The 25,242-nt window shown below is 51.1% G+C and carries 19 protein-coding genes; 9 read left to right on the top strand and 10 right to left on the bottom strand.

Annotated elements, in window-relative coordinates; translation table 11 throughout:
• The first annotated feature begins 100 nt into the window (after positions 1-100).
• On the top strand, positions 101-907 hold the full coding sequence (locus GJ688_RS14435) for a YhfC family intramembrane metalloprotease (RefSeq protein WP_155477264.1): 807 nt from the start codon (positions 101-103) through the stop codon (positions 905-907).
• A 161-nt stretch (positions 908-1,068) separates the two neighbouring features.
• Here the strand turns inward: GJ688_RS14435 and GJ688_RS14440 are convergent, their stop codons facing one another.
• Both GJ688_RS14440 and GJ688_RS14445 read right to left on the bottom strand, forming a co-directional pair.
• Entirely contained in the window at positions 1,069-2,253 is a 1,185-nt protein-coding gene (locus GJ688_RS14440; RefSeq protein WP_155477265.1) for a M24 family metallopeptidase, read from the bottom strand.
• Positions 2,254-2,352: 99 nt separating this feature from the next.
• Positions 2,353-3,006: an HAD family hydrolase gene (locus GJ688_RS14445; protein ID WP_155477266.1), complete on the bottom strand. Its 654-nt coding sequence runs from the start codon at positions 3,004-3,006 to the stop codon at positions 2,353-2,355.
• A 213-nt stretch (positions 3,007-3,219) separates the two neighbouring features.
• Here GJ688_RS14445 and GJ688_RS14450 point away from each other — a divergent pair, with 213 nt between their 5' ends.
• The 3 genes from GJ688_RS14450 (at position 3,220) to GJ688_RS14460 (ending at position 7,935) form a co-directional block, all read left to right on the top strand.
• Positions 3,220-4,026, top strand: a complete 807-nt coding sequence (locus GJ688_RS14450) for a M23 family metallopeptidase (RefSeq protein ID WP_155477267.1) — start codon at positions 3,220-3,222, stop codon at positions 4,024-4,026.
• 140 nt (positions 4,027-4,166) lie between these two features.
• Complete coding sequence (locus GJ688_RS14455) at positions 4,167-7,358, top strand: PAS domain S-box protein (RefSeq protein ID WP_170292022.1); 3,192 nt, start codon at positions 4,167-4,169, stop codon at positions 7,356-7,358.
• A 148-nt stretch (positions 7,359-7,506) separates the two neighbouring features.
• Complete coding sequence (locus GJ688_RS14460) at positions 7,507-7,935, top strand: hypothetical protein (RefSeq protein WP_155477269.1); 429 nt, start codon at positions 7,507-7,509, stop codon at positions 7,933-7,935.
• Between the two features lie 174 nt (positions 7,936-8,109).
• Here GJ688_RS14460 and GJ688_RS14465 read toward each other — a convergent pair whose 3' ends face one another.
• Together GJ688_RS14465 and GJ688_RS14470 are read right to left on the bottom strand one after the other, a co-directional pair.
• Complete coding sequence (locus tag GJ688_RS14465) at positions 8,110-10,272, bottom strand: YcdB/YcdC domain-containing protein (protein WP_155477270.1); 2,163 nt, start codon at positions 10,270-10,272, stop codon at positions 8,110-8,112.
• A gap of 199 nt (positions 10,273-10,471) precedes the next feature.
• Positions 10,472-11,914, bottom strand: a complete 1,443-nt coding sequence (locus GJ688_RS14470) for an aldehyde dehydrogenase family protein (protein WP_155477271.1) — start codon at positions 11,912-11,914, stop codon at positions 10,472-10,474.
• Positions 11,915-12,129: 215 nt separating this feature from the next.
• Here GJ688_RS14470 and mutM point away from each other — a divergent pair, with 215 nt between their 5' ends.
• The 5 genes from mutM (at position 12,130) to GJ688_RS14495 (ending at position 17,366) form a co-directional block, all read left to right on the top strand.
• Positions 12,130-12,948: a bifunctional DNA-formamidopyrimidine glycosylase/DNA-(apurinic or apyrimidinic site) lyase gene (gene mutM, locus GJ688_RS14475; RefSeq protein WP_170292023.1), complete on the top strand. Its 819-nt coding sequence runs from the start codon at positions 12,130-12,132 to the stop codon at positions 12,946-12,948.
• Positions 12,949-13,124: 176 nt separating this feature from the next.
• Positions 13,125-14,804: a spore germination protein gene (locus GJ688_RS14480; RefSeq protein ID WP_155477273.1), complete on the top strand. Its 1,680-nt coding sequence runs from the start codon at positions 13,125-13,127 to the stop codon at positions 14,802-14,804.
• The gene (locus GJ688_RS14485; protein ID WP_155477274.1) at positions 14,788-15,900 is read left to right on the top strand and encodes a GerAB/ArcD/ProY family transporter; all 1,113 of its coding nucleotides are present in this window, start codon (positions 14,788-14,790) and stop codon (positions 15,898-15,900) included. The genes GJ688_RS14480 and GJ688_RS14485 overlap by 17 nt, the downstream gene beginning before the upstream one ends.
• A complete protein-coding gene (locus GJ688_RS14490; protein WP_155477275.1) occupies positions 15,897-17,192 on the top strand; it encodes a Ger(x)C family spore germination protein in 1,296 nt (431 codons plus the stop codon). The genes GJ688_RS14485 and GJ688_RS14490 overlap by 4 nt, the downstream gene beginning before the upstream one ends.
• A gap of 6 nt (positions 17,193-17,198) precedes the next feature.
• Positions 17,199-17,366 carry a hypothetical protein gene (locus tag GJ688_RS14495; protein WP_155477276.1) on the top strand — a complete coding sequence of 56 codons (168 nt, stop codon included), beginning with the start codon at positions 17,199-17,201 and terminating at the stop codon, positions 17,364-17,366.
• A gap of 43 nt (positions 17,367-17,409) precedes the next feature.
• Here the strand turns inward: GJ688_RS14495 and GJ688_RS14500 are convergent, their stop codons facing one another.
• The 6 genes from GJ688_RS14500 to GJ688_RS14525 all read right to left on the bottom strand — a co-directional run bounded on the left by GJ688_RS14500 (position 17,410) and on the right by GJ688_RS14525 (position 25,241).
• Complete coding sequence (locus GJ688_RS14500; RefSeq protein ID WP_155477277.1) at positions 17,410-17,967, bottom strand: 3'-5' exonuclease; 558 nt, start codon at positions 17,965-17,967, stop codon at positions 17,410-17,412.
• A gap of 259 nt (positions 17,968-18,226) precedes the next feature.
• A complete protein-coding gene (gene phnD, locus GJ688_RS14505) occupies positions 18,227-19,939 on the bottom strand; it encodes a phosphate/phosphite/phosphonate ABC transporter substrate-binding protein (RefSeq protein ID WP_235911003.1) in 1,713 nt (570 codons plus the stop codon).
• Between the two features lie 98 nt (positions 19,940-20,037).
• Positions 20,038-21,354 carry a phosphopyruvate hydratase gene (gene eno / locus GJ688_RS14510; RefSeq protein ID WP_155477278.1) on the bottom strand — a complete coding sequence of 439 codons (1,317 nt, stop codon included), beginning with the start codon at positions 21,352-21,354 and terminating at the stop codon, positions 20,038-20,040.
• Positions 21,355-21,456: 102 nt separating this feature from the next.
• On the bottom strand, positions 21,457-23,007 hold the full coding sequence (gene gpmI / locus GJ688_RS14515) for a 2,3-bisphosphoglycerate-independent phosphoglycerate mutase (protein ID WP_155477279.1): 1,551 nt from the start codon (positions 23,005-23,007) through the stop codon (positions 21,457-21,459).
• A gap of 110 nt (positions 23,008-23,117) precedes the next feature.
• Positions 23,118-23,873, bottom strand: coding sequence for a triose-phosphate isomerase (gene tpiA, locus GJ688_RS14520; RefSeq protein ID WP_155477280.1), 756 nt, complete (start codon positions 23,871-23,873; stop codon positions 23,118-23,120).
• Positions 23,874-24,056: 183 nt separating this feature from the next.
• A complete protein-coding gene (locus GJ688_RS14525; RefSeq protein ID WP_155477281.1) occupies positions 24,057-25,241 on the bottom strand; it encodes a phosphoglycerate kinase in 1,185 nt (394 codons plus the stop codon).
• Position 25,242 lies beyond the last annotated feature (1 nt).

Below are 25,242 nucleotides of genomic sequence, written 5' to 3' on the forward strand. Positions count from 1 at the left end.
CGATACCCCCGCTAACTATCGGGTATAAGGACTGGACAATTTGCGAAACCATAGGGAAGGCTTTTGATTTTCTCCGGCTCGTCCGGATGGGAGGTCTTCTATGGTTAGCAACTTGTCCTTTTTCTTTATGGCCTCTACATTGCTTATTTCCATCTTGGCGCCGGTTGGATTGTTCCTTTACCTCCATCTCCGCGAGAAGCTTTCTTTCAAGGTCCTTGCCATCGGCGCCTTAGTCTGGTTTTTATACACGCAGGTGCTCGAAAAAATGCTCCACGTCTATATGTTCACCATAAATCCCCAAACGGCGGCTTTTTTAAAAAATCCCCTCTGGTACGGAATCTACGGATCCATGGCGGCTGGCCTCTTTGAGGAAACAGGCCGGTATCTCGCCTTTGCCTCTTGGCTAAAACCCCGGTGGGCTTGGAAAGACGGTATGGCTTACGGCATCGGTCATGGCGGGCTTGAGTCCATACTGATCGGCGCTTTTGCCAGCGTCCAGTCGATCATCCTAGGCCAGATGATCAACAGTGGAACTTATTACAACCTCAGGGAGAAGCTCCCGCCGGAGACTTTTGAGCAGACCCGCTCTTTACTGCTCGATACGCCGCCTTACCTTTTCGCTGCCGGAGGCCTAGAACGCTTAGGTGCTCTAGCGATTCAAATCGCCTTGTCCCTCTTTGTGCTCTCTGGCGTCAGGAAAGGAAAGCTGATCTACCTCCCCCTCGCCGTCTTGCTGCATGCCTTTATCGACTTCCCTGTCGGCTTATACCAAGCTCAAAAATTCAATGGTTGGTACTTGGCGATGTATTTGTTTGTGACTTTTGTTCTTTCCGTAGCCTATATCCTAAAGACGAGAGTGTTATACGATGAGCAGCCTCCGGCAGGGCTATTGTCGAAGAAGGAATAAACGCTTCTTAACCTAAGAACGAACAGCCATGAGCCGATTTAGTGCGGTCGTGGCTGTTCGTTCATCTATACTACTCGTTTCTATTATTTAGGTTGTTTCTCATCTAGGCATGATTCTACAATCTGGACATTCCCGTTATCTTGAGAAGTCCTACTCACTACTTATGGTAAATAAATAATGCCCTCTTCGTACTCCGTTATCGCTTCCAGCCCCTCCGGCCGCACGACAAAGGTGTCTTCCAAACCTACGGCCCCTTCTGGGAAGACGAATTTGGGCTCCATGGCGAAGACCATCCCCGCTTCCAGAGGTGTCTTCACCCCTTTGGCGATGACAGGCCACTCATCTAGTTCGATGCCAATGCCGTGGCCCACAAAGGATACCTGGTCCGCATAGCCCATGAAATGATCCGACAGCCCGTGCTTTTTCGCCACAGCCACCGCCTTTTCATACAGTTCGCCGCCAGTGACGCCGGGTCGGCCCTCGGTCTTGAGCAAGTGTTGAATCTCTATAGACACCTCATGAGCACGGACCAAGTGATCCGGGAGTTTCCCCATGCAGAACACCCGCGTCGCATCGACCATATAGCCTTCTCGAATACCAACGTAATCGACGAAGACCGTTTCATCCCGTTCGATGATCTTTGTACCCGAGCCCATGGACAGCAGAGGCGAAAGTCCTGTACCGCCGATGGGGCCTTCGAAAAAGGAAGGAATGGCCAAGCTCGTGCCCGATGATAGCTGGCCGTAGCCGATATCCATGTTGAATCCTCGAGTGCGCACATGACCGGGATGTCCCTGGGATCGATAAAAGGCTTCCACTTGACTGGCGAGTTCGACTTCACTTATGCCGGCTCGTAAGCACTGGGAGACGTAATCGAAAGCCCCGCGGCTTTGTTCACCGGCCCGTTTCATCAGACCGATCTCGTATTCCGATTTGATGGCCCGGACGGTTCGGATGAGGGAACTGCCGTCAACAAGCCGGATTCCTGAAAAGAGCTTTTGGTAGCGGAAAAATTGGCTCGTCGGCAGCACATCTAACTCGAATCCGAGCGTATTTATGTAGGTAAACCCATGGGCAGCCAGCATAGCAGGAAGGTCTTTGGGATTATCGAGAGGGATGATTTCGCTGAGAGCCGACTCCTCTTTGGCCCGCTCGTAACTTCTCTTGACGAAGAGCAGCGGCTTGCCCTCGGCAGGTATAAAGAGATGAGAACGCTGGATGGTTCCGGCGAAATAGAACAGATCGGCATTTTGGACGATGATCATGCCGTCTATGCCTTCTTGAGCAAGCAACTGTTGTAAACGATGGATTCTTTGATCCAGTTCACTTTTAGGGGTCAGTAGCATTCGATAATTCTCCTCAGTCATATAAAGTCTTTTGTACAGCCTAAATGATTAAAATAAATTGTGCCCACAGGTTTACCAAATCGGACACTCCTGTTTGGACTATAGACATAGAGCCAACAGTTCACTCGGTTGGGCGATGAGCTTTTTCGCTCCGGCGGCTAGCAGTTCTTCCGCCGGCCGGAAACCCCAGAGAACGCCGATAGCCATCATGCCGGCGCTATTGGCCGTCTGCATGTCCGTATTCGTGTCCCCCAGGTAGAGGAATTGTTCCGGCGGAATATCAAGGGCGGCGGCAATTTCCAAGGCGCCTGCCGGATCGGGCTTTTTCGGTACCGATGGCCGCTGTCCGTAGACCAGTTGAAAGGCCTGTTGCGGGAAAAAGTGCCGCACCATGATCTGTGTCCATTCATCGGGCTTGTTAGACAGGATGGTGAGCGGAATGGCTCGTTCGGCAAGTTGTTGGAGAAGCTCTGGGATTCCGTCGTAGGGACGGGTCAGTTCGGCCCACCGCCGGCCATACTCCGCTTGCATGGCGGCAAAACATCGTTGCACCGTTTCCTCGTCTTGGCACTCTTGCGGCAGTACTCGCTTGACGAGCGTGAGCAATCCGTCACCGACGAAGTACCGGTAGCAGGCGACGTCATGAGTCGGAAAGCCGGCCTGTGCCAACACCCTGTTCATCGAGTTCGCCAAATCAGCTAACGTGTCGAGCAAGGTGCCGTCTAGGTCAAAGAGAACTGCTTTATACGTCATGGTTGCACATCCTTTTCATTCGATACAATGCTATAAAACGATTTCAGCTAACGGCAATACGGAAGGGTGATGAACAAGTAAGTGTTCATGTCCATTTTAGAATTCTCGTCTATCCTATAAATTCCTTTTCTGCTTTCATAAAAAGGGAGCAAGCAACCATATATATTAAGGGGGAACATCTACGAATCCTGAACAGTCCGGGGAGGTCTCCTGATGCATATTACAGCGCTTCCCAACCCAATTCCCGGGGCCACACTCACCGACACCTTCGGCGCACCCCGGAAGGAAACAGTCACCCATGACGGCATTGACATTTTTGCCGTTCGAGGAACCCCCATCTACGCTACGACCGGCGGTGTCGTCGAGAAAGTCGGCGTCAACGCGATCGGCGGCAATCGAGTCGGGATTCGCGACGATGACGGAAACTATCATTACTACGCCCATTTAAGCGCCTATGGCGATGTTCGTGTCGGCGATCACATCGCTGCCGGTACGATTGTGGGTTATGTGGGAAACACGGGAAATGCTCGCACGACACCGCCTCACCTGCATTACGGTATTCGAAGCCCTGAAGGGGACTGGGTCAACCCCTATCCCTTTTTAGCCGCAGCAGAGTCATCGGGGACGAACAGAGTCCCGGCAAGCGGACAGCCTTTTAGCGAGAAAACCTCCTTCGCAGTCGCTCTTCGCCGCGCCATCCATGCCTTACCCACTAACACACCGAAAGCGGCTCCGCGTCTCTATAGCCGTACTCCATTGGAACCCAAAATAATCCTAAGCTTCTCGCTGTCCCTTCCGCCCGCTGAGGAAGCCCAAAAGAAACCTCTAACTTCCCCTCCCGTACCTGCAGCTCCCCAGTCCACTTCGAATAACCCCTCTGCCGAGATCGTTGTCAACTCTTCCCCTTATGAACTCAACGGCTCTGAGCTTGTTTTGACCCTCTATCAACCAACCATCATCTCTCCTGTCATCCGGCAGAATGTGGAGAAGCGAAAAGATCCCCCTTTTCGCTTCTGGTAAATACGAACGAAAGGTCTTAGCCTTCACCGCAAGTGGTTGAGGCTTTTATTTTTATACTGCTCCGTACAGGGACTATTGCAGCCCTAAAAAAATATGTATAATTTAAATTACAAGCAAAGCCTCAAGGCGGTGGTTTCACAGTGGGCCAGTCTGAGCAAAGTGAAAAGCAATGTTCAGAGCTTTTAAAGATCTTGCAAGCACGGGAACAGCGGTTTCAAACCCTGCTGAACGCCATGGATGACGTCATTTTTACGTTGGACCCCGAAGGACGGCATACGGGAGTCTACGGGAGATGGTTGCAAGCGACAGGTTTGGCAGCAGATGTCTTTTTACATAAAACCCATCGAGAGATATTGGGCGAAGAGAATGCTCAGATTCACCAGGACGCGATCGATCGTTGCCTGTCCGGCGAGGTCACCCTCTATGAGTGGTCTGTTGTTGTGGCAGAGGGACAACAATATTATCATACATCACTCTCGCCTATCTTTGATCCCGACGGTAAGGTCATCGAAATCATCGGTGTAGGCCGAGACGTTACCCACTTAAAACAGATGGAAAAAAAACTGCGGGAAAAGGAGCAGCGTTTTTGCGATGTCCTTCGCGCCTTTGACGAGTACATATGGGAAGTCGATCTGCAGGGCCGCTACACCTACCTTTCGGAACGAACCATTGACATCTTGGGAATACCTCCGGAAGAGATGAGCGGTAAAAGCGCTAAATCCCTCATGCATCTTGACGATGTATGGGCTTATGAAAAGATTTTCAGGGAGGCTGTTCAACAAGAACGGCCTTTTCGAGACTTGATTTTTCGTAAGCAACTGCCTACGGGACGAATTGTTTGGCTCAGTGCCAACGGGGTGCCTTTTTTCGACGAACGGAACAAATTAGTCGGCTACCGGGGCGCCACCCTCGATATTACCAAACAAATTGAACAGGAAGCGGCTTTGCGGGACCGTGAAGAGAGCTACCGTTCGATCGTAACGGCCATGGCTGAAGGGATGGTCGTGCAGAACCGCGACGGACGCATCGTGAGAGCCAACCGGACGGCCGAACAGATCCTGGGTCTAACGGTTGAACAGATGGGAGGCCGCACCTCTATCGATCACTGCTGGAGAGCGATCCATGAAGACGGCTCTCCTTTCCTCGGAGAGGATCATCCAGCCATGGTTACCTTGCGGACAGGGCAGCCTTGTCATAACGTCATCATGGGAGTGCATAAGCCGACAGGTGAACTCACTTGGATTCAGATTAACTCAGAACCGCTGCGCCGACCCGATTCGGACATCCCTTATCAAGTCGTAACGACCTTTTCTGATATCACCGAACGCAGGCGTATCGAAGAAACATTGCTCGCCACACAGGAACAGTTGAGCAATGTATTTGAAAACCTCGATCTTCTTTTCTGGTCTTTGGATACGACCAATCAGAAAATGCTACAATTCTCTTCGGTCAGTGAAAAGATATACGGTATTCATCGAGAAGCTTTTATGGAAAAGCCGGACCTATGGATGGAATTCATCCATCCAGATGATTTTGAAGAGGTCATGACAACGGTATCGCTCGTCGACGACGGTCATCCTTTGGCCAATGAATATCGCATTATCCGCCGGGATGGAGTCGTTCGCTGGGTACGGGACCACATGATCCCTGTCCTCGACAGCAACGGAAAAGTGATTCGTCTCGACGGGCTCGTCATGGACATTACCGAAAAAAAACAGGTAGAAGAAGAACTGCAAAAAGCCAAAAAGAAAGCGGAAGAATCCAACCAGGCAAAGAGCAACTTTTTGGCCATGATGAGCCATGAGATCCGGACACCGATGAACGGCATCTTAGGGATGACAGACCTGCTCCTCGATACGGACTTGTCCAAGGAACAACAGGAGTATGCCGAAGCAGTGATGGAATCAGCCACAGTCCTGCTCAACGTGATCAACGATATTCTAGACTATTCGAAAGTGGAAGCGGAAAAGATGGAACTCTATATGGTCGATTTTTCCCTGCCTCCACTCGTTCATAGCGTCACTAAACTGTTCGCCAACCGGGCACAAGAAAAAGGCATAGTGCTGACCACGAACATTTCGTCGCAATCCGCTCCACTTCTCTGGGGCGATCCGAACCGGATACGGCAGGTCTTGTTGAATCTCGTCAACAACGCCATGAAATTCACCGAATGCGGCAATGTCACTGTCGATGTTCAGGTGGAATCAGAGTCTGGCAGTGAACTGTGGGTCCGCTTTGCCGTGACCGATACAGGTATCGGGATTACCAATGGCGTGCAGGAGCGCCTATTTTACCCCTTCACCCAAGCAGACAGCTCTACATCCCGTCGGTTTGGCGGAACGGGTCTCGGTTTGGCGATCTCCAAACGGCTGGTCGAATTGATGGGCGGCCAGATCGGGGTGAACAGTGAACCCGGTAAAGGCTCTACTTTCTGGTTCGCTCTCCCCTTACACATGGCTGTTCAGCCGGCCACCTTTTTTAAGGAAGAAAAAACAGCCGAGATTAAGGGACGGCGAGATAAGAAATCGGGAATCAACGATACTTATTTTCAAGCGGACCTCCCCATCCTCCTTGTAGAAGATAACTTGGTCAATCAACGGCTGGCTAGAGCTCTGTTAGAGAGACTGGGGCTGACCGTCCATGCCGTCTCCAATGGTCTGGAAGCGATAAGCGCTGTGGCCAAACAGGGCTATGCGCTGATCTTTATGGATTGTCACATGCCTGAGATGGACGGTTTTGAAACGACAGCCATCATCCGCGATTGGGAATCGGAAACGCCGCGCCATGTGCCCATCATCGCTATCACGGCTTTGGCTATGCAGGGGGATCGGGAAAAGTGCCTCAATGCCGGCATGGATGATTATATAAGCAAACCGATCGATCCCGAAAAGCTGATCTCCCTATTAAAACACTGGCTGCCACCAAGACCGGATCACAGTGCGGTCATAGACATGACTTCGCTCGCCCATGTTCTTGGCGTTAAAGAGGCCGACTTGGATGAGTTACTTGATGACATCCTTTCCACCTATCTCGACGAATCCGCTCAACTGATGGAGCAACTGCATCTTGCCGTGGTCCATCGAGAGTCGACCGGCATTAAAGAGAATGCCCATGCCTTAAAGTCTGCCAGCGCTGCTATCGGAGCCAAACCTTTTGCCTCCCTCTGTGAGCAAATGGAATCTTACGGGCGCTCCGGCGATATTGCCTGCACGGAAGACTTATATCAAAGGCTCGATGCGGAATATGTCCAAGTCTTGGCCGCTTTGGCACAAGTCAGTGACCGTCCGAAAGGGCCACTAAAAGACGTCGTTGGCAATGATCGGCAGGCATGATATAATCACCAATATAAAGAGAATGAGATAACGAATAGCAAGCTTGTTTTGACTTCCCAAGGTGAAAAAGCCCTTTTCGGCGTATGTGCCTCGTTGACGCTGGAAAAGGGTTTTTTTATAAAATCGGGATATTAGTGAGGTGGCGGTTATGTTCAGAGGAAAAAACCCGAATCGTGTACAAGTCGAGCAGACCAATCACGACCAGTGCGTACAAGCCGTAGCCAGCCAACTGAAAGCGGCGGGATATTTCGTCCTGGCCGATCATATCCATTGGGAAGATGGAGCCCCGAAAGAGATTGAACACTGTGTGCCGGACATCATGGCGAGCAAGGATAATGTAACGACAGTGTACGAAATTGAAACCTGCTCTACTTTAGGCGACGTACATACGACACAACAATTGACTACCTTTTCCTCTCAGTATAAAACGGTTCTCGTTGTTCCCCAAGATTGCTATAGTAAATTCCTCAACGGTTCCTTGATCGACCATGCCAAATCGGGATTACTGCGAGAAGGTCTTCGTCATGTCTCGGTGGCCGTTTACGATCCATCAACAGATAAATTAAATTATCGGTAACCCTCTGAAAAGTCCTGCCGCATAGTCCCCTAGAATAATCCTTGGGTAGCTTCACCGAAGGGCAAATCTTTCAAATAAGCAATTCTGTAGGGATGATAAATACATGAACAAAGACCCTGCCGTTTATAAATGCGGCAGGGTCTTTCTTGTTCGGGCAAGGTTTGAATATTAGAATTACCTCTTTATATCCATCAGATGAACGAGCGCAACGGCTCCATCGGCGCGACTGACAACATCGTTGGCTCGGAAAGTGCCTTCTCGCGATGAGATGACACCCATAGCACCGGCCAATACAGCATAACCAACCTGTTCCGGTGGCAGCGTGTCCGCATCGCTGTAAGGTACTTTGTAGATTCCCCCGTACCGGGCCGCCACGTCGAGTCCCAAGAAACGGACAACCGTTTTAGCCATTTCCATGCGAGTGAGAGTAGAATCGGCCTTGAGATTTTTGTCCAGCCAGCCTTCGCTGACGGCCTGTCGCACAAGTGCGCCCTCGTCCGGCTGCCATCCCTCATGCCTCAACTGGTAGAGTGCCTTCACGAGGGCTACTGCTTTCAGCGGTTCATCGGGATGAAAGGATTCTTTATACTCCCGGAGCATATCGAGCCGTCCGACCATCTGGATTTCTTTTTCCGCTCGATGCCCCGTCACGTCTGTAAATACTTTGTCGCCGATAGCAGAGACAGGTTCTCCGTCATAGCTGAGGGGTTTTTTGCTGCGACCATCTATCATCTGTACAAAGCCCATCCCCGGCTTGATGTCGGGAGCGTACGTCAAGAGGACCGGAGTCTTTTCCACTTGACGAAAGGGCACATCATAGACCAATTTGAGGGGCATATACTCCAAAAAAGCGTCCACAGCCTCATCTGCCGAGATGACGCCGTCGGGAGAAGGAAAGTCCATTTGATCCCAACTGCATCGATATCCGGTGATTTCTTTGGTTACCGTATCGACCTCAACCTGGAAACCGTTTTGGGGAAAGGGAATTTGGTTGACCATTCGATTATAGAAAAATGTCTGGTGATTTGACAGTTTTCCATCGGCTCGGAACTCTGACAGAATAGCTAATGGATCGTACTGGGTCAACTTCAGTTTATCGGGCTGTATTTTCCGCAGAAAATCGTCGGCTATCTTACGGGCACCGTCACGATCCAACTGTCCGGGCTCACTTCCATCAAAATGGTTTCTCCTCGATATTTCAACGAGGTCCCCCGTTTTAGCGTCTACGCTGGCATTACAAAATGTGTTATTTTCCGACCAACTGAAATCCCAAATAAAGTTATTCTTGCTTCCTAAGGGGTTTTGGTGTAAAACACTTTGTATTTCACCCTTTTTGGTCGTAGGTACCCATTTTTCAACTAGGGCTAGTGCTTTTTCCCGGCTGATCATACCTTCCGATTGGATTTTTGCCGCCTGTTCTTCCGGCGTTAATGCGTTGTTTCCAGGTCCTCCTCCCGTACCGGATAGAAATGGAATCATACCGTTACTAGATGTATCTCCCTGCGGTGTATAAGGTTGTCCTGTTTTCGCATCGATCTTCCCTTCGGAAGGGTGATGCAATTGATAGACCAATTTGACCTGCGGTGTTTGGTCGCCTTTTCGCGCATAACCAGGTGTGATGAAATATTGCAGTTGGAGCATCTGGGCTTTCTTAAAAGCCGCTTCTGCCGCTTCCGGGGTACACTGAGCAGTTCCGCTGGGGATCGTATCTCTGAGCCATGTAAAGTGATAATTAGTGATGTTTCCATCTTCCGTTGATACGGCTACGCCGGCTCCGTTCCAACGAACAGGGACCCCGTTCGCTTTACGAATCCACTCGAAAGAGTACTGACCGTTTCGCAAGGCATCAGCAGAATTGGTCATATTCGCCGACTCGGGTTGAAGTTCCAATTCTGCCATGAGTTCGGGGTGCAGCCGTTGGATTAGTTCCTTAGCTTCCTCTAATGCCTGTTCCCGGCTGATCTTCGGTGTTCGAATCAGGTTGCTGTTCCGGGGGTCATCTTTCCAACGAAACATGGAGCGGATATCTCCCGTGTCGGCATCGATAGAAATTTGCATGCTGCTAAAGTGGGGACCCCCGTCTTCCAGGTCCCATTGCAATTCCCAGCTTCGTTGATTTTCTTGCGTAGAAAAGCGGGACGTAAAACGGCTCAGTTCTGCTGGGATTGGAAAGGCTTCTTTTGCCTTTTTCACGGCCTGTTCCAAGGTGATTTTCGCCTGGGCCGTTTCGTTTTGATTTTGTTCCGGAGACATTCCGGCCCAAACCGCGGGGGCTGCACTGAACAGCATCAGCGCTGTCAGTCCGGCAGCAGTCCATTTACGGCAGCTTTTTTTCACAAGTACCCTCCTAATATTACTTTTCCTATAATGACGCAGCAGATGGACAGATGGTTTTGAAAAAATGACTGGATTTTCATTTTATACCTAATAAAAGCCGATGCAAATTAATTATGCATCGGCTTTTATTTTCCTTCTTTTGTATTGGGATAAATTAATTTTGTGTCGTAGTAAGAAGAATTACCATTTTATTACCAACTTATTCTCCTTGCGGCGGCCTGTGGTTGAAGACGACGATCCGGCTTTCGGTCATCTCCCGGACGGCATAGGCCGGACCTTCTTTGCCGGTGCCACTGTTTTTCACCCCGCCATAGGGCATGTTATCGGCCCGGTAGGTCGAAGTGTCGTTGATGATAATACCGCCGACTTTTATCTTTTTGGCGCATTCTAAGGCTACATCCATAGCGTTCGTAAAGATACCTGCTTGCAGGCCGTACTCGGAATCGTTGATCTTGTCGATGGCTTCTTGAATCGTCTGATAGGGCATCAAGGTGACGACCGGTCCGAAGATTTCCTGGCACCAGACACGCATGGTCGATCCCACATCAGCCAGTACCGTCGGCTGAACGAGGGCCCCCTGACGAGTTCCGCCGATAAGCAATTTAGCGCCTTGCTCCACTGCCTCCTGGACCCATTGGATGATCCGCTCCGCCTCTTGTTCACAGATGACAGGCCCCACATCTGTCGTCATCTCTCTCGGATCGCCGACCACCAGCCTTTGCGTCTGGGCTGTCAATTCCCGGGCGAAGGCATCAAAAATCTGCTCATGGACGAGGATACGCTGGACAGAGATGCAGATTTGGCCAGCGTTGGCAAAAGCCATGCGGGCGCACTGCCGCGCTGCCAGTTCCAGGTCAGCGTCTTTGTGCACGATGGTTCCCGAGTTCGAGCCTAGTTCCAAGGTGACTTTGCGCATGCCCGCTCGTTCCTTAAGCCGCTTGCCGACGGCATAGGAACCGGTGAAGGTGTAATAGTTGATGTCGTCGTTCGCCAGCAGCGCTTCCCCGACAGTCCACCCAGGGCCGACGACAACATTAAGCCAGCCGTCCGGGAGTCCCGCTTGCTGAGTAAGCTCACAAAGGCGTATCGCCGATAGCGGCGTTGTCGACGCCGGTTTCAATACGACAGCATTTCCGGCGGCCAAGGCCGGACCCACTTTATGACAGACCAGGTTCAAAGGGTAGTTGAAGGGACTGATAGCGCAAACAACACCGACGGGCACGCGGATGGTGAAAGCCAAGCGGTTTTCCGAACCGGGAAAGCCCTCCACCGGAACGGTCTCTCCAGTGATGCGCAGCGCTTCTTCTGCTGAGAGGCGGATGGTCTCCGCCGCCCGCCCGACTTCAGCCAGGGCGTCTTTCAAGGGCTTGCCTGCTTCCGTAGCGATCAGTTCGCCCAGCTCCTGGCGGTTTTCGAGGAGCAGATCCTTCAGTTTCATCAGGATTCCATACCGCTGTTGGGTCGTCATGGGGTGGGCCAGCGCAGCTTTGGCCGACGAAACAGCAGCGCGGACTTCTTTTTCACCGGCTTGACAGACCCGGGCGATCACTTCTCCTGAATATTTATCTCGAACTTCCAGAACGTCTTCTGTATGTATCCAAGCACCATTGATGAGCAGGCCGCAGGCCTGGTCTCTTTCCATATTTCTTCCTCCATTCCATATAGCCCTTTCCGTATAACCCCTTCCACATAGGCTCTGAAGGCTCTCCTTCGATTTTCTCCTTTTTTCCGATTCCTGTCAACGGAGGTTCCTGTTTCCCTAACATGCATTCAAATGGCCATATTGGACATCATGTGTTTAAAAACAAAAATAACAAGGTACTCTTAATAGCTATCACACTCGAGAGGTGCGTCCATATGCCGGAACTGCCCGAAATTGAAACAGTCCGTCTACATCTGGAAAAGCACGTTGTCGGTAAGCTGATTCAGGACGTCGTCGTCAACCGGCCAAAAACCCTCAACGTTTCAATCGAGGAGTTTACTGAAGCGTTGAATCAACAGTCTTTTTTAAAGGCTCAGCGGAGAGGTAAAGTCATCCGACTTCGACTGCCCGACGATCGGTCCTTGTTGTTTCATTTCATGATCGACGGATATCTGCGCTTTTTCTTACCGGCCGAACCCATACCCGATGGGGCCAACGTGATGATTCTCTTCGCTTCTGGAGAAAGGCTCGCCTTCTACCGGATGCATTTGGGCTTTATCCATCTCTTTTCGGATGAAACGGTCATGTCTCATCCCGACTACACCGAATTGGGACCGGAACCACTCGAAAGGCAGTTCTCATCGGCCCATTTCCAGCAGATGTTGAAGGGACGCCGGGGGATGCTCAAGCCGCTCTTGATGGACCAGAAGTTTATCGCGGGAATCGGCAACGTCTATTCCAATGAGATTCTTTTTTGCAGCCGGATCTTGCCGGTACGAAAGTCATCTACACTCCACGAATCAGAGATTGAACGGTTGTACCAGTGCATTCGATCTACGCTCCAAACAGCCCTTCAACAAGGGGGTGTCTCCGAGTACCCCTTTATGACGGGCGATAAATACACTGGAGGCTATACGAATCAGCTGCAGGTATACGAACGGACTGGTCAGCCTTGTTTTTCCTGTGGTCGCGCCATTGAGACTGCCAAAGTCGGAGGTCGCAACGCTTTTTTCTGTTCTAACTGTCAGCACTAATGTAGGCGAGTAGCTATAAGACTTTGTTTTTCAGAAAGAGCTCTACACAGGCAAGTACAGGTCGGATTGGTATGAATTGCACTATTCTGGGGATCTTAACAATGAACAAATTCCGACGGGCGATTCATAACGTTAGAAGCTTCCTGTATCTGAATCGGTAAAAGGAGCGCCTTTCGTTGACAAACAACTCTAAGGGTGCAAATAAAGTAACAGCCTATATAAAAGACCTTTTATCGGTCAATGAATCAACAACGCAGACACAGTTTTCTGTAAGCCCAAATCGTCCGCCTATTCGCCGCCATTTAAATATTAACAAACCTCAGAAGCCTGAAACCATTACGCCGATCCCTTCCGATGTTCACGACCTCCATCAGCTGCTCAAGGGTACGTTTCGGGCGAAGCGAAATCCTGATTTTATCATTCGTTTGCTTACGGCTTCCTGGGGAAGAATTACCCTCGCCTTCTACGAAAGTGTGACCAATTCTGAGCTCATGCAAGAGTCTGTCATCGGCCCCCTTCTGGAATACGCTGGTTCGGTTGAGGACATCACTCCTCAGCGACTGGCCGATGCCCTTACGTACTGTCATGTGATCGAAACCATTTCATCGTTCGAAGATGCTGTGAAAAACATCGTCATGGGAATGTCCCTGATTCATATCGAAGGTTTCGACTGGGCTATTGTGGTCGATTTACGACAGCAGCAGAGCCGCGGCATCGGTACACCTCGAATAGAAACGGTCGTACCCGGTCCTTATGACGCTTTTGTTGAGGCCGCTCAAAAAAACCTCAGTTTGTTGCGGATGCGCTTGGCGGTCCCGGGTTTCATGGCCGAGTCGCTTCCATCAGGCCGCCGCAGTCGAGGTCCCCTCTATCTCCTCTATATCGACGGTCTTACCAATCCAAAACTGGTCTGGGAAATGCGACGGCGGTTGAAGTCGATCGATGTCGACATGATCTACAACATCGGCATGATCGAACAATATGTTCAAGATCGGCCTATTTCCCTCTTTTCACAGATGCTGTTGACGGAACGGCCTGATCGCACTGTCGCTTTTCTTTTGGAAGGGTCCGTGGCTGTAATGTTGGAAGGCAGCCCTCTTGTACTGATCGCACCAGTTAATTTCTGGTCGCAGCTCCATTCTCCCGAAGATATTTACTTCCGCTGGCCCTTTGGAACACTCGCCCGTTTCGTACGCTTAATCGGCCTATTTATCTCTCTTTTTTTGCCGGCTTTATACGTGGCGATGGTTTCCTTTCACCCCGAGATGATCCCAACGGAGCTGATGCTTTCGATCGCATCGGCGAGGGAGCGGGTTCCTTTCCCAAGCTTTGTCGCCGTTTTCTTTTTAGAGTTGGCTTTTGAGTTTATCCGAGAGGCCACGTTGCGTGTTCCCAAGGTGATTGGTGCCACCATTGGTATCGTCGGAGCTATCATCATCGGGCAGGCTGTCGTCGAAGCGGGGATTGTATCCCCCGTGATGATTATCGTCATGGCTATAACCGTATTGGCCGGCTATTCGATGCCGCAATATTCACTTACGTTCAGTTTGCGCATCGTCCGTTTAATCAATCTGTTATTGGGAAGCATCTTTGGTTTTTATGGAGTGTTGCTCGGGCTGGTTGCGCTCATCCGTCATGCCGTCGGCCTTCGTTCCCTGGGCATGCCCTTTTTGACACCGGTGGCACCCTTAGAAAAACGGTTTTTGACACCCTTTTTCCGCAAACCCCCATTTAAGGAAGAAAAGCGTCCCGGCTATACCCGACCGCTAGACACGTTCAAGGCCAAAAAAGTGACCCGTCCGTGGGACGCATCGGTACCATTGGAGTTGGTTTTTCTAGATGAATCCAAAAAATAATCTAACCGGGCAGGGTCACATCGGATGGATCGAAACATCCATCTGTATTGGCAGCTTTGTTCATGTAAAAATGTTCTTGGCAAACCCAAGAGAACTCTGTCAGATGGGCGGCACAGCAGCCTGGATGCTCCCATTGATCGGTTTTTTTGGCGCGACCATTATTTTTTTCATTCTCAACCAGCTTACGACCACTTTTTCCCGCGCTTCCCTTCTCAGTATCGCCGGCTTATTTTGGGGCCGTGCGGTTCAGTTTATTTTGGGGATTCTTTTCTCAGTCTCATTTATTCTGATCAACGGCTATCAGCTGCGTATCTTTGCAGAATTCGTTCTCACCACTCTCCTTCCGCAGACTCCTATATCGACGGTTGTCATCTCTATGGTGATTTTAAATGTCTATCTCGCCTTTGGTGGTTTCGAAAGCTTATCTCGTACGATCATGATCATCGCGCCCATTGGATTGACGGTACTGACCCTCGCCTTGACTTTTGGGGGAAGTATGGGTAACATTTATAACTTGTCTCCCTGGCTGGGATATGGGTTTTGGGATACTTTAGGTACAGGAGTTCTCTATACAAGTTTATATGAGGAAATCATTTTATTTGGGTTTATTGCACCGTTGTTTCGGGAACAAAAAGACTTTCGACGCAGTGGTTTAGCTACACTCACTCTTTCTGTCTTTCTTTTTGTATTCGCACAGGTTGTCTACGAAATGTGTTTTCAGATCCGGTCTGCCCAACAGATGGGGTTTCCCCTCTATCAGGTGACTCGCCTCATACGATTTGAAACGTTTCTCCAACGGCTCGATCCCATGTTTGTCTTTGTATGGGCCAGTGTTTCATCGATCGGCCTTGCCGTTGGATTATATAGCGGGGCTTTAACGCTGGCCCAAGGGATTCGAGCGCCTGATTTTCGGCCGTACTTGATTCCCTTGGCTGTGCTTTCCATTTGCGTTGCCTTTATTCCGCCTCGAAGTCTCGATGCTGTACAGACCTATTCCATCATGCCCTGGCTGTTACAGGTCCCCTTTTTCGGACTACCGGTGGTTTTGCTATTGTGGAGCAAACTATTCTATCGCTCCGGGGAGAGCCATCCATGAGACTGAGGTTCCAAAAGATCAGTTTGTTTTTCGCTTTGCTAACGCTCGTCCTGCAAACGGGATGCTGGGATCGAAACGAACTGGAGAACTTAGCCTTTGTTTTAACGATGGGTGTGGATCGAAGTATTGACAATCAAATAGACGTCATCATGCGGATCGCCATCCCCGGAAATGTTGCCGGACCTACCGGAAAAACAGGCGGGGAATCGATATCGCAAACGACGAAACCGATCACCATCACGGCACGATCCATTCCGGAAGCTGTTAGCTTGGCCGAAGCGACGGTGGAGCGAAGAATCGATTTCCGGCACCTTCGCGTATTAATCTTCGGTGAAGAAATTGCAAAGGAAGGTATCCTTCCTCATCTCGATGTTCTGGAACGGTTTCCGCAGTTTCGCCGAAGCGTTTACGTGTGGGTGGCCAAAGAGGGACCGGCTCGAAATGTTTTCCTTACGGCCGAACCGGTACTAGAAAAAAGCGTGTCCCGGTATGTAGACGATGTAGCACGAGGAGTGATTCGATATGGCTATTCCCGAATGCCGACCTTACACGATTTTCTAAATGAGGTCGATAACCGTCAGAGCGATGCCGTCCTCCCTATCGTCGGAGTCAATCCCATCGTCAGTTCTGAGAAAAAGGATAGTTCCATAAAACCAATGCCCACGGATAAATATCATCAGGAGATCGCAGGAAATACGGAACCAGGCGGGAAAACCCTCCGTGCACTTCCCCGCTCGGGAGGCAATCCCTCTGAGTTTCTCGGTATTGCGGTGTTGCAAGAGGGTAGATTAATTGATAAATGGTCCGGTTGGGACGCTCGCATATACGGTTTGCTTCGAGACAGCTATCGGGGAGGGATTTGGGTCTTTAACACCCCCAACGGAAATGAGACCTTTAGCGTCATCATTCGCAGAGCCCGAGGACCAAGCATTACCGTCACCTGGGATGGTGACGTACCCCATATAGATATCCGCTTGTTTCTTGAGGGGCAACTGATGAACGTTCAATCCCAGGAATCTTATGTCTCGACAGAAGGAATCGCTATACTTGAGTCTCAAGCTATCAATACCATCACCAAGGAAGTGGATGCCCTTATCCGGCGTGCGCAGAAAGAGAAGACAGACCCCTTTTATCTCGCCCGCTCCATCCAAACTCAATCGCTTACCATGCAAGAATTCGATAATCTGGATTGGAAAAACCGTTTTTCCAACGCCAGCTTTACCGTCCAGGCAGATTTTAAAATTCGCCGGCCGGGCTTGCGTATACAATCGCGGTCCGATGAATCGAGATGAGGAACCATGACGACTGTACTTGCAGCGATCATCCTTTTGGGGATTTCCACCTATACCTTTAATTACGGTAGGCAATTGTGGAATGATGATCATAAGCCAGCTGCTGTTTTTACCTATCTGCTCGCTCTCGCGGTGCTCCTTTTCCCAGCTCTCTTGGCGATGTATAAAACGTAAAGGCTGACCCCGTTGGAACTGGAGGTCAGCCTCATCTTTAAGCTTACATGATAAAGTTATGCATCCCCACACCAAGCGAATCTACAAGCTGTCCCATACTTTGAATTTGCCGTTCCCGACAGATGGCTGAAACGATGCCAGCAGCGGCAACGGCATCTTCTAAAGCATCATGGTGCTGCAGCGAAATTCCCAAGTGCTCGGCCACCACGTTCAACTTATGGCTTTGCAGTTTCGGCCATGATTTTCGTGCCATCGCCAAGGTACATAAGTAGGGGAAGCTGTTGCCGGTGATTTGATATGTATTCATGACCGCCTTTAATACGCCGATATCGAAAGTGGCGTTGTGGGCCACCACCGGGCGTCCATCGAGATAGGCACTGATTTCCGGCCAAAGCTGACCAAAGGTAGGCTTGTCTCTCACCTGTTCGACACGAATACCATGAATCTCGGTAAAGCGTGGATGTATGTACAAGCGAGGCGGGCGAATCATCCAGACGCGTTTCTCGATTACCTGGTGCTGCGAGACGACAACTATTCCCAGGGCACAGGCACTATCCCGGTTATAGTTGGCTGTTTCAAAGTCGATCGCGATAAATTCCATCTTACCACCTCAAGTATTTCCGCTATGCTTCCCGTGATTGACAGGTTTACTGCGGAGTTCAACGGTTGATAATGCTATAGCTCAATTATGTTTTAACACCCTCACTTTATCACGGGTAGTCAACAAGGACAATGCTCCATTTTTAGGCGGCCTGATAAAGAAATATCGCCCTGCTTCTTTCCCGTACTAGAAAGAACGAAGGGCGACTACATCATTAACATTATCTATGTTGCCATGTAGATTTTATCTTACCGGATCATTAATTCACTCGATTGCTTCGATCTCCGAGCAAGACTTCCCGCACGATGTTGTAGTTTTCGTCTCGCGCTTCAATGAATCCCTGAATGGCGTTTTTCCCTAGGGCTGCTTTTCCCTCTCGAGTCTGAGCCAACTCCAACAAGCCTTGCTTTAACTTCGTGACGATCTCTTCATCCAGTTGGGGGCGGGCAGCGATGCAGTCTTTGGGAATCGGCTCTGTCTCAGCCAGGTAGAGGAGTTTCTCTACGTTCAAGCCGCGATGTTTCGCGTCATCGATAGCTTCGGAATAGGTGGCGCCGGCAGCGACTTCTCCCGATAGAACAGCATCGATGACGCGGCTGTGAGTTCCCAAGAAAATTGTCTCACCTAAGTCACGATCAGGATCCAGTCCAGCCCTGCTTAACAACCGGCGCGGATAGGCATAGCCTGATGCCGATTTGGGATCGACGTAAGCCAACCGCTTGCCTCGCAACTCAGTAAGCTTGCCGATGCTGCTGCCTCGATTTGTGACGATATATCCCTTATAGGTGGCGTGACCGTTGACGATTGGAGTGGCAAGAGGGATCGTTTTCCCGCTCGCTGATGCATTCACATAGGCCAAAGGGGAGAACCAACCTACGTCGACGATATTTGCATGGAGCGACTCGGCCAGCGCGTTATAATCGGAAGCGATCAGGATCCGCCCTTGGTAGCCAAGATTCGCACAGAGGGCATTGATGACGGGAAGATACATCTGCCTGATCGTATCCGGACTTAAGGCTGGATTGATGCCGAAGATCAGTTCGTTGCCCTGCTTGAACCGGACAGCCTGCTTTTGCAAGTTGTGAACATGCCCATACATCTGCCTGGACAGGTTTCTCAGGTACTGCTGGTGCTTCTCTTGGTCTCGCACTCGCTCAGTAATATCATGCATCCCTTCGCTCAGCGAGGTGAAGATGATCGCCATCTGTTCCGTCGTCTCGGCATGCTGGGAAGTGGCTTCTGACAGTTCACGATTGAATTCGGTGATTTCCTCAAAGGTATGTACCGTTGAAGACAGCACTTCTTTTCCGGCCCGGACATCTTTGACAATGGTGTTCAGTTGTTTGGAACTAAACTCCGCTCCCGATGCCACTGCGTGAATGTCTTTTTTGATCAGTTCCGCCGTCACTTGAATTCCTTGGGCAGATTGGGCGCTCTTTTCCGCCAGTTTGCGGATCTCTTCGGCGACGACGGCAAAACCTCTCCCGGCCACGCCGGCTCGGGCTGCTTCGATGGACGCGTTTAAGGCCAGCAAGTTTGTCTTCCGGGCGATGTCTCGCGATTCTTTGACAAAACGAGTAATCGATTCGGAGAGTTCTCGCAGTTTCACCGCAGCGTTGGCATATTCCATGACATCGCCGGCGATCTGCAGCAAGAGCGATTCAGCCTCGCTGACTTGTTTCTCACCTGCCTGAACTCGAGGCAGCCGTGCGCCGCACAGGCTTGCTACTTGCTGAGCTCTCTCTTCAAGCAGTCGAGCGACACCGGTGAGTTCTTCCAGACGGGCAGAACCATCCATCAATTCGTCGCTGTTTTTTTCAATCGTCTTGACGAGGCTCTTGGCCACCTCGGAAGTTTCCCCAACCGTCCAATTCACCTGGTGGGCATCAATGCCAAGCTTTTCTGATAAGGGAAGGATATCGTACTCTTCATTGGCTAGGGTTGTACTTTCTCGCTTCATGTCCTTTTGCATTTTGTCACCTACTGTTTGAGATTGCAATTTCTTTCCCACTTAATAAGGGATTTATTTCTACAATTACTCAAACATCCCCTTCTCGGAGAGCCCGATGATTAATACAAAATGCGTTTTGCCCGGCTGTCCGCGTGATCGAGATTGTAGAAAACATTTTTGCCCTGGTAACGAGCCTGATCGTCTAATTCTTCTTCAATCCGGAGGAGTTGATTGTACTTGGCGACCCGGTCGGTCCGGGAAGGAGCGCCGGTTTTGATCTGCCCGGCATTTGTGGCAACAGCCAGGTCGGCGATGGTTGTGTCATCTGTTTCACCGGAACGGTGAGAGACGACGGCTGTGTAACCGGCCCGTTTGGCCATCTCGATCGCTTCCAGCGTTTCTGTCAGTGTGCCGATCTGGTTGACTTTGATCAAAATCGAGTTGGCTACGCTGCCGGCGATCCCTTGGGCGAGGCGTTTCGTGTTCGTCACAAAGAGGTCGTCGCCGACCAACTGCACTTTTTTACCGAGGGCTTTCGTCAGTTTGGCCCAGCCTTCCCAGTCATCTTCGGACAGACCATCTTCGATGGTGATGATCGGGTATTTTTCACAAAGGCGGCTGTAGAAGGCGATCATCTCGTCGTCGCTGTAGGTGACGCCTTCACCGGAGAGGACATATTTACCGTCTTGATAAAGTTCGGTCGCAGCCACGTCGAGACCGAGGAATACATCTTCACCGGGACGATAGCCCGCTTTTTCGATAGCTTCCAGGATCACCTGTAAGGCTTCTTCGTTGCTCTTTAAGTTAGGGGCGAAACCGCCTTCGTCGCCGACAGCCGTGTTCAATCCCTTGGCTTTGAGCACTGATTTTAAGTTATGGAAGATTTCCGCGCCCATCCGCAGACCTTCGGCAAAAGAACTCGCGCCTACGGGCAGGACCATGAATTCTTGGATGTCTACGTTATTGTCAGCATGGGCACCGCCGTTGAGGATGTTCATCATCGGCACAGGCAGTTCTTTCGCGTTAACACCGCCGATGTACTGGTATAGAGGAAGGCCGAAATAGTTGGCAGCAGCTTTAGCGACGGCCAGCGATACGCCGAGGATGGCGTTAGCGCCGAGCTTGGCCTTATTCGGTGTGCCGTCGAGTTCTAAAAGGATACTGTCGATTCCATTCTGGTTGGTGGCATCGAATTGACATAGAGCAGGCTTGATCAGGTTCCGCACGTTTTCGACAGCTTGTCGGACACCTTTGCCCAGGTAGCGGCTTTTGTCGCCGTCTCGCAGTTCGACCGCTTCATAAGCACCGGTCGATGCACCGGAAGGTACAGCAGCCCGGCCCATGGTGCCGTCGACGAGCCAGACTTCGACTTCCAGGGTAGGGTTGCCACGGGAATCAAGAATTTCCCGGGCTTTGATATCATTGATGACGCTCATTGTAACATCCTCCGAATCTTTTTAACCGATTTTTTCTATCTATTTCCCTTGCTAAACATATATCTTTATAAACTGTTCCTGCCTGGCTTTTCCCTTAGGTCATTAATCGACCTGAATCAAACTTGTCCCCGTCATCTCGACCGGTTTAGGAAGCCCCAATAGTGCCAACAACGTGGGAGCGATATCCTGTAAGCTCCCGTCATGGCGAAGTGTTGCTGATTTCCGTTGGTCATCGATTAGGATAAAGGGTACCGGCGAGGTGGTATGGGCGGTAAACGGACCTCCCTGCTCGTCGACCATCTTTTCGGCGTTGCCGTGATCGGCCGTGATGACGACCGTCCCCGATTGTTGCCGGATGGCTTCGACGATCCGGTCCAAGCTAGCATCGACCGTCTCTACCGCTTGCCGGGCTGCCTCGATGATACCGGTATGACCGACCATATCGGCGTTGGCAAAGTTCAGGATGTACAAGTCCTTGTCGCCGATCGCCAAGCGCTCTAGCAGGGCTTCCGTGACCGCCGGTGCAGACATCTCGGGGAGCAGATCGTAGGTGGCTACCTTCGGCGAAGCGATGAGCACTCGGTCCTCACCGGGGTACTGCGCTTCTACCCCGCCATTGAAAAAGAAAGTCACATGAGCATACTTCTCCGTTTCAGCCACCCGCAACTGCTGCAAACCTTGCTTGGAGAGCCATTCGCCGAGGGTATTGGCCATCGTGCTCGGCGGAAAGGCCACCGGGGCTTCAATGGTCTTGTCGTATTCGGTCATACAGACTAAATCGACGATCGGCTTTCCCTCTCCCCGGTCAAATCCTGCAAAGTCTTTATCGACAAAAGCGCGAGTGATCTGCCGAGCACGGTCGGGCCGGAAGTTGATAAAAACGACAGCGTCTCCATCGTTCACAACGGAGATGGGACAGCCCTGGTTATCGATGATTACCGTCGGCTGGACAAACTCATCCGTTTCACCAGCTTGGTAGGCCAGTTCAATCGCTTCTGACGGAGAAACCGCCTTCCGGCCTTCTCCCCGCACCATCGCCCGGTATGCTTTTTCAACCCGTTCCCAGCGATTGTCCCGATCCATGGCGTAATAGCGGCCGGAGATGGTCGCGATGATTCCCAGGTCCAATGCGTCCATTTGAGCAAGCACTTTGATCAGATATTCGCCGGCACTGGACGGCGGCACGTCTCGTCCATCTAAAAATGCATGTACATAGACCTGTTTTAGGCCCTGCCTTCGGGCCAGTTCAAGGACGGCGATCAGGTGATTTATGTGGCTATGTACCCCGCCGTCGGAGAGCAAGCCCATGACGTGGAGGCTTTTCCCCTGCGCCTTGACCTTCCGCACCGCTGCAAGCAGAGCCGGATTCTCGAAAAAGTCGCCCTCTTTGATCGACTTAGTGATTCGGGTCAATTCCTGGTAGACGACACGGCCTGCGCCCATATTCAAGTGGCCCACTTCGGAGTTACCCATCTGTCCTTCCGGCAAGCCCACGGCTTCACCGGAGCAGGCGAGTGTCGTCGAAGGGTACTCCTTCATCCAATGATCCATGTTGGGCGTTCTAGCCATAGTTATGGCGTTGCCGGTCTTTTCATCCCGCTGACCCCAACCATCGAGGATGATGAGGGCTACCGGGCGTTTCTTATCGGTCATGACCGGAACCCTCCTTACTTACACGTGAGAGAACATCTATCGTTTACTTTTGAAAAACAAATGGTAAACAGGCCGTCGGTAAACAAACCGCGAAAACTTCGATTGAATAATTAGGCTTTAGCTCCATCGATGATTCCTTGGAAATCTTCGATTTTCAAGCTGGCTCCACCGACCAAGGCGCCGTCGATGTCCCCTTTGGCGAGCAGATTTTCTGCATTCGACGGCTTGACGCTGCCGCCGTACTGGATTCGCACAGCTTCAGCTGCTTCCTTACCGAAAACTTCAGCAACGACACTGCGGATGTAAGCGTTGACTTGTTGAGCGTCATCGTCAGAAGCCGTCCGTCCTGTACCAATCGCCCATACCGGTTCATAAGCGATCACCAGGTCAGCCACTTCTTGAGCAGAGAGGCCAGCCAAGCCGCCTTTTGTTTGCGTGGCGACGACATCTTCCGTTTGTCCCGCTTCCCGTTGTTCCAGCGTCTCGCCAACACAAACGATAGGGATGAGTTCATGAGCGATGGCGGCTTTCACTTTTTTATTTACCGTTTCATCTGTTTCTCCAAAATACTGGCGCCGTTCCGAGTGACCCAGCACGACGTATTTACATCCGGCATCTTTAACCATGGCCGGAGAGACTTCACCCGTGAAAGCCCCTTGCACTTCCCAATGCATGTTTTGCGCAGCCACAGCGACAGGGCTGCCTTGCACTGCCTTTGCGACTTCAGCTAAAGCAGTAAAGGGCGGGCAGATGACGATTTCTACAGTCGGATTCGGGTTTTGGCTCTTGATCGCTTCGGCCAAAGTAACCGCTTCGGCGATGGTTTTGTGCATCTTCCAGTTGCCGGCGATGATCGTTTTGCGCATGCCTGAACGCTCCTTACGATAAATCGATTAATTTTATAAGCACGATTGAAATAAGACTATTTCGGTCGCCTAGTGCCCCTTACAGGCATAATCGAGGGTGTAATGACGAAGCGTGCCCAGTCATTACACCCTGATTTGTCACCATGTCTCGTCTGAGTGAGCCATCACCTAGATCGGAAATGGTCAGATAGAATCCTTCAATGCAGCCACACCGGGCAACACTTTTCCCTCTAAGAATTCGAGGGATGCGCCGCCGCCGGTGGAGATATGGCTCATCTGATCAGCTACGCCGACTTTGTTGACAGCAGCTACCGAGTCGCCGCCGCCGATGATGGTCGTACCTTGGCATACGGCCATGGCCCGGGCCACCGCTTCCGTTCCCTTGGCGAAGTCGTCAATTTCAAAGACACCCATGGGACCATTCCAGATGACGGTGGCTGCTTTTTCGACGACGGCTGCATAGGCGGCAGCCGTTTTCGGACCGATATCTAAGACCATCCAATCCTCTTCGATGGAATCAATGGCTACGGTCTTCTGGTTGGCACCAGCTTTGAATTCCTGGGCTACTACGACGTCGGTCGGCAGCAGCAGTTGTACACCTTTGGCTTTCGCCCGGAAGATCAGTTCGGTGGCCAGTTCCACTTTGTCCGGTTCCACCAGGGACTTACCGATCTCATATCCCTGCGCCCGCAGGAACGTGTTGGCCATTCCTCCGCCGATGATCAGGACATCCACTTTGGTCAGCAGGTTTTCGATGACACCGATCTTATCGGACACTTTAGCCCCGCCGATGACAGCGGCAAAAGGACGTTCCGCCTTGTCAATGGCCTTGCCCATCATCATCAGTTCCTTTTCCATGAGGAAACCGGCGACTGCGGGAAGGTAATCGGCGACGCCTGCTGTGGAGGCATGGGCCCGGTGGGATGTGCCAAAAGCATCATTGACAAAGATATCGGCCAGTTCGGCCAACTGCTTCGCATAGGCCGGATCATTCTTGGTTTCTTCGTTATAGAAACGGACGTTTTCTAAGAGAAGCACATCGCCATCGGCCATGCGCTCCACAGCGGCCTTCACTTCGGGTCCGATCGAATTATTGACCTTGATGACTTCTTTGCCGAGCAGTTCCGAGAGGCGCTGAGCGACGGGCGTCAAGCGGTACTCTTCGGCGACCTGTCCCTTCGGCCGGCCTAAGTGGGAAGCCAAGATCACCTTGGCTCCCCTTTCGACGAGGTATTGGATCGTCGGCAACGTCATCCGGATACGGGTGTCATCGGTGATGACGCCGTTTTTTAAGGGAACATTGAAGTCCTCTCGCACAAAGAGGCGCTTGCCTTGTACATCGATATCGCGAATGGACTGTTTCTGCATG

Source organism: Heliobacterium mobile (assembly GCF_009720735.1).
Lineage (GTDB): Bacteria > Bacillota > Desulfitobacteriia > Heliobacteriales > Heliobacteriaceae > Heliobacterium > Heliobacterium mobile.

Bases quoted from the DNA above. Each gene is read 5' to 3' on its own strand.
- GJ688_RS14495 (WP_155477276.1), top strand. From the start codon at position 17,199: ATGACGACTGTACTTGCAGCGATCATCCTTTTGGGGATTTCCACCTAT.
- GJ688_RS14470 (WP_155477271.1), bottom strand. From the start codon at position 11,914: ATGGAAAGAGACCAGGCCTGCGGCCTGCTCATCAATGGTGCTTGGATA.
- GJ688_RS14490 (WP_155477275.1), top strand. From the start codon at position 15,897: ATGAGACTGAGGTTCCAAAAGATCAGTTTGTTTTTCGCTTTGCTAACG.
- gpmI (WP_155477279.1), bottom strand. From the start codon at position 23,007: ATGACCGATAAGAAACGCCCGGTAGCCCTCATCATCCTCGATGGTTGG.
- GJ688_RS14485 (WP_155477274.1), top strand. From the start codon at position 14,788: ATGAATCCAAAAAATAATCTAACCGGGCAGGGTCACATCGGATGGATC.
- phnD (WP_235911003.1), bottom strand. From the start codon at position 19,939: ATGCAAAAGGACATGAAGCGAGAAAGTACAACCCTAGCCAATGAAGAG.
- GJ688_RS14525 (WP_155477281.1), bottom strand. From the start codon at position 25,241: ATGCAGAAACAGTCCATTCGCGATATCGATGTACAAGGCAAGCGCCTC.
- mutM (WP_170292023.1), top strand. From the start codon at position 12,130: ATGCCGGAACTGCCCGAAATTGAAACAGTCCGTCTACATCTGGAAAAG.
- GJ688_RS14500 (WP_155477277.1), bottom strand. From the start codon at position 17,967: ATGGAATTTATCGCGATCGACTTTGAAACAGCCAACTATAACCGGGAT.
- GJ688_RS14450 (WP_155477267.1), top strand. From the start codon at position 3,220: ATGCATATTACAGCGCTTCCCAACCCAATTCCCGGGGCCACACTCACC.
- tpiA (WP_155477280.1), bottom strand. From the start codon at position 23,873: ATGCGCAAAACGATCATCGCCGGCAACTGGAAGATGCACAAAACCATC.
- GJ688_RS14460 (WP_155477269.1), top strand. From the start codon at position 7,507: ATGTTCAGAGGAAAAAACCCGAATCGTGTACAAGTCGAGCAGACCAAT.
- GJ688_RS14435 (WP_155477264.1), top strand. From the start codon at position 101: ATGGTTAGCAACTTGTCCTTTTTCTTTATGGCCTCTACATTGCTTATT.
- GJ688_RS14440 (WP_155477265.1), bottom strand. From the start codon at position 2,253: ATGCTACTGACCCCTAAAAGTGAACTGGATCAAAGAATCCATCGTTTA.
- eno (WP_155477278.1), bottom strand. From the start codon at position 21,354: ATGAGCGTCATCAATGATATCAAAGCCCGGGAAATTCTTGATTCCCGT.
- GJ688_RS14445 (WP_155477266.1), bottom strand. From the start codon at position 3,006: ATGACGTATAAAGCAGTTCTCTTTGACCTAGACGGCACCTTGCTCGAC.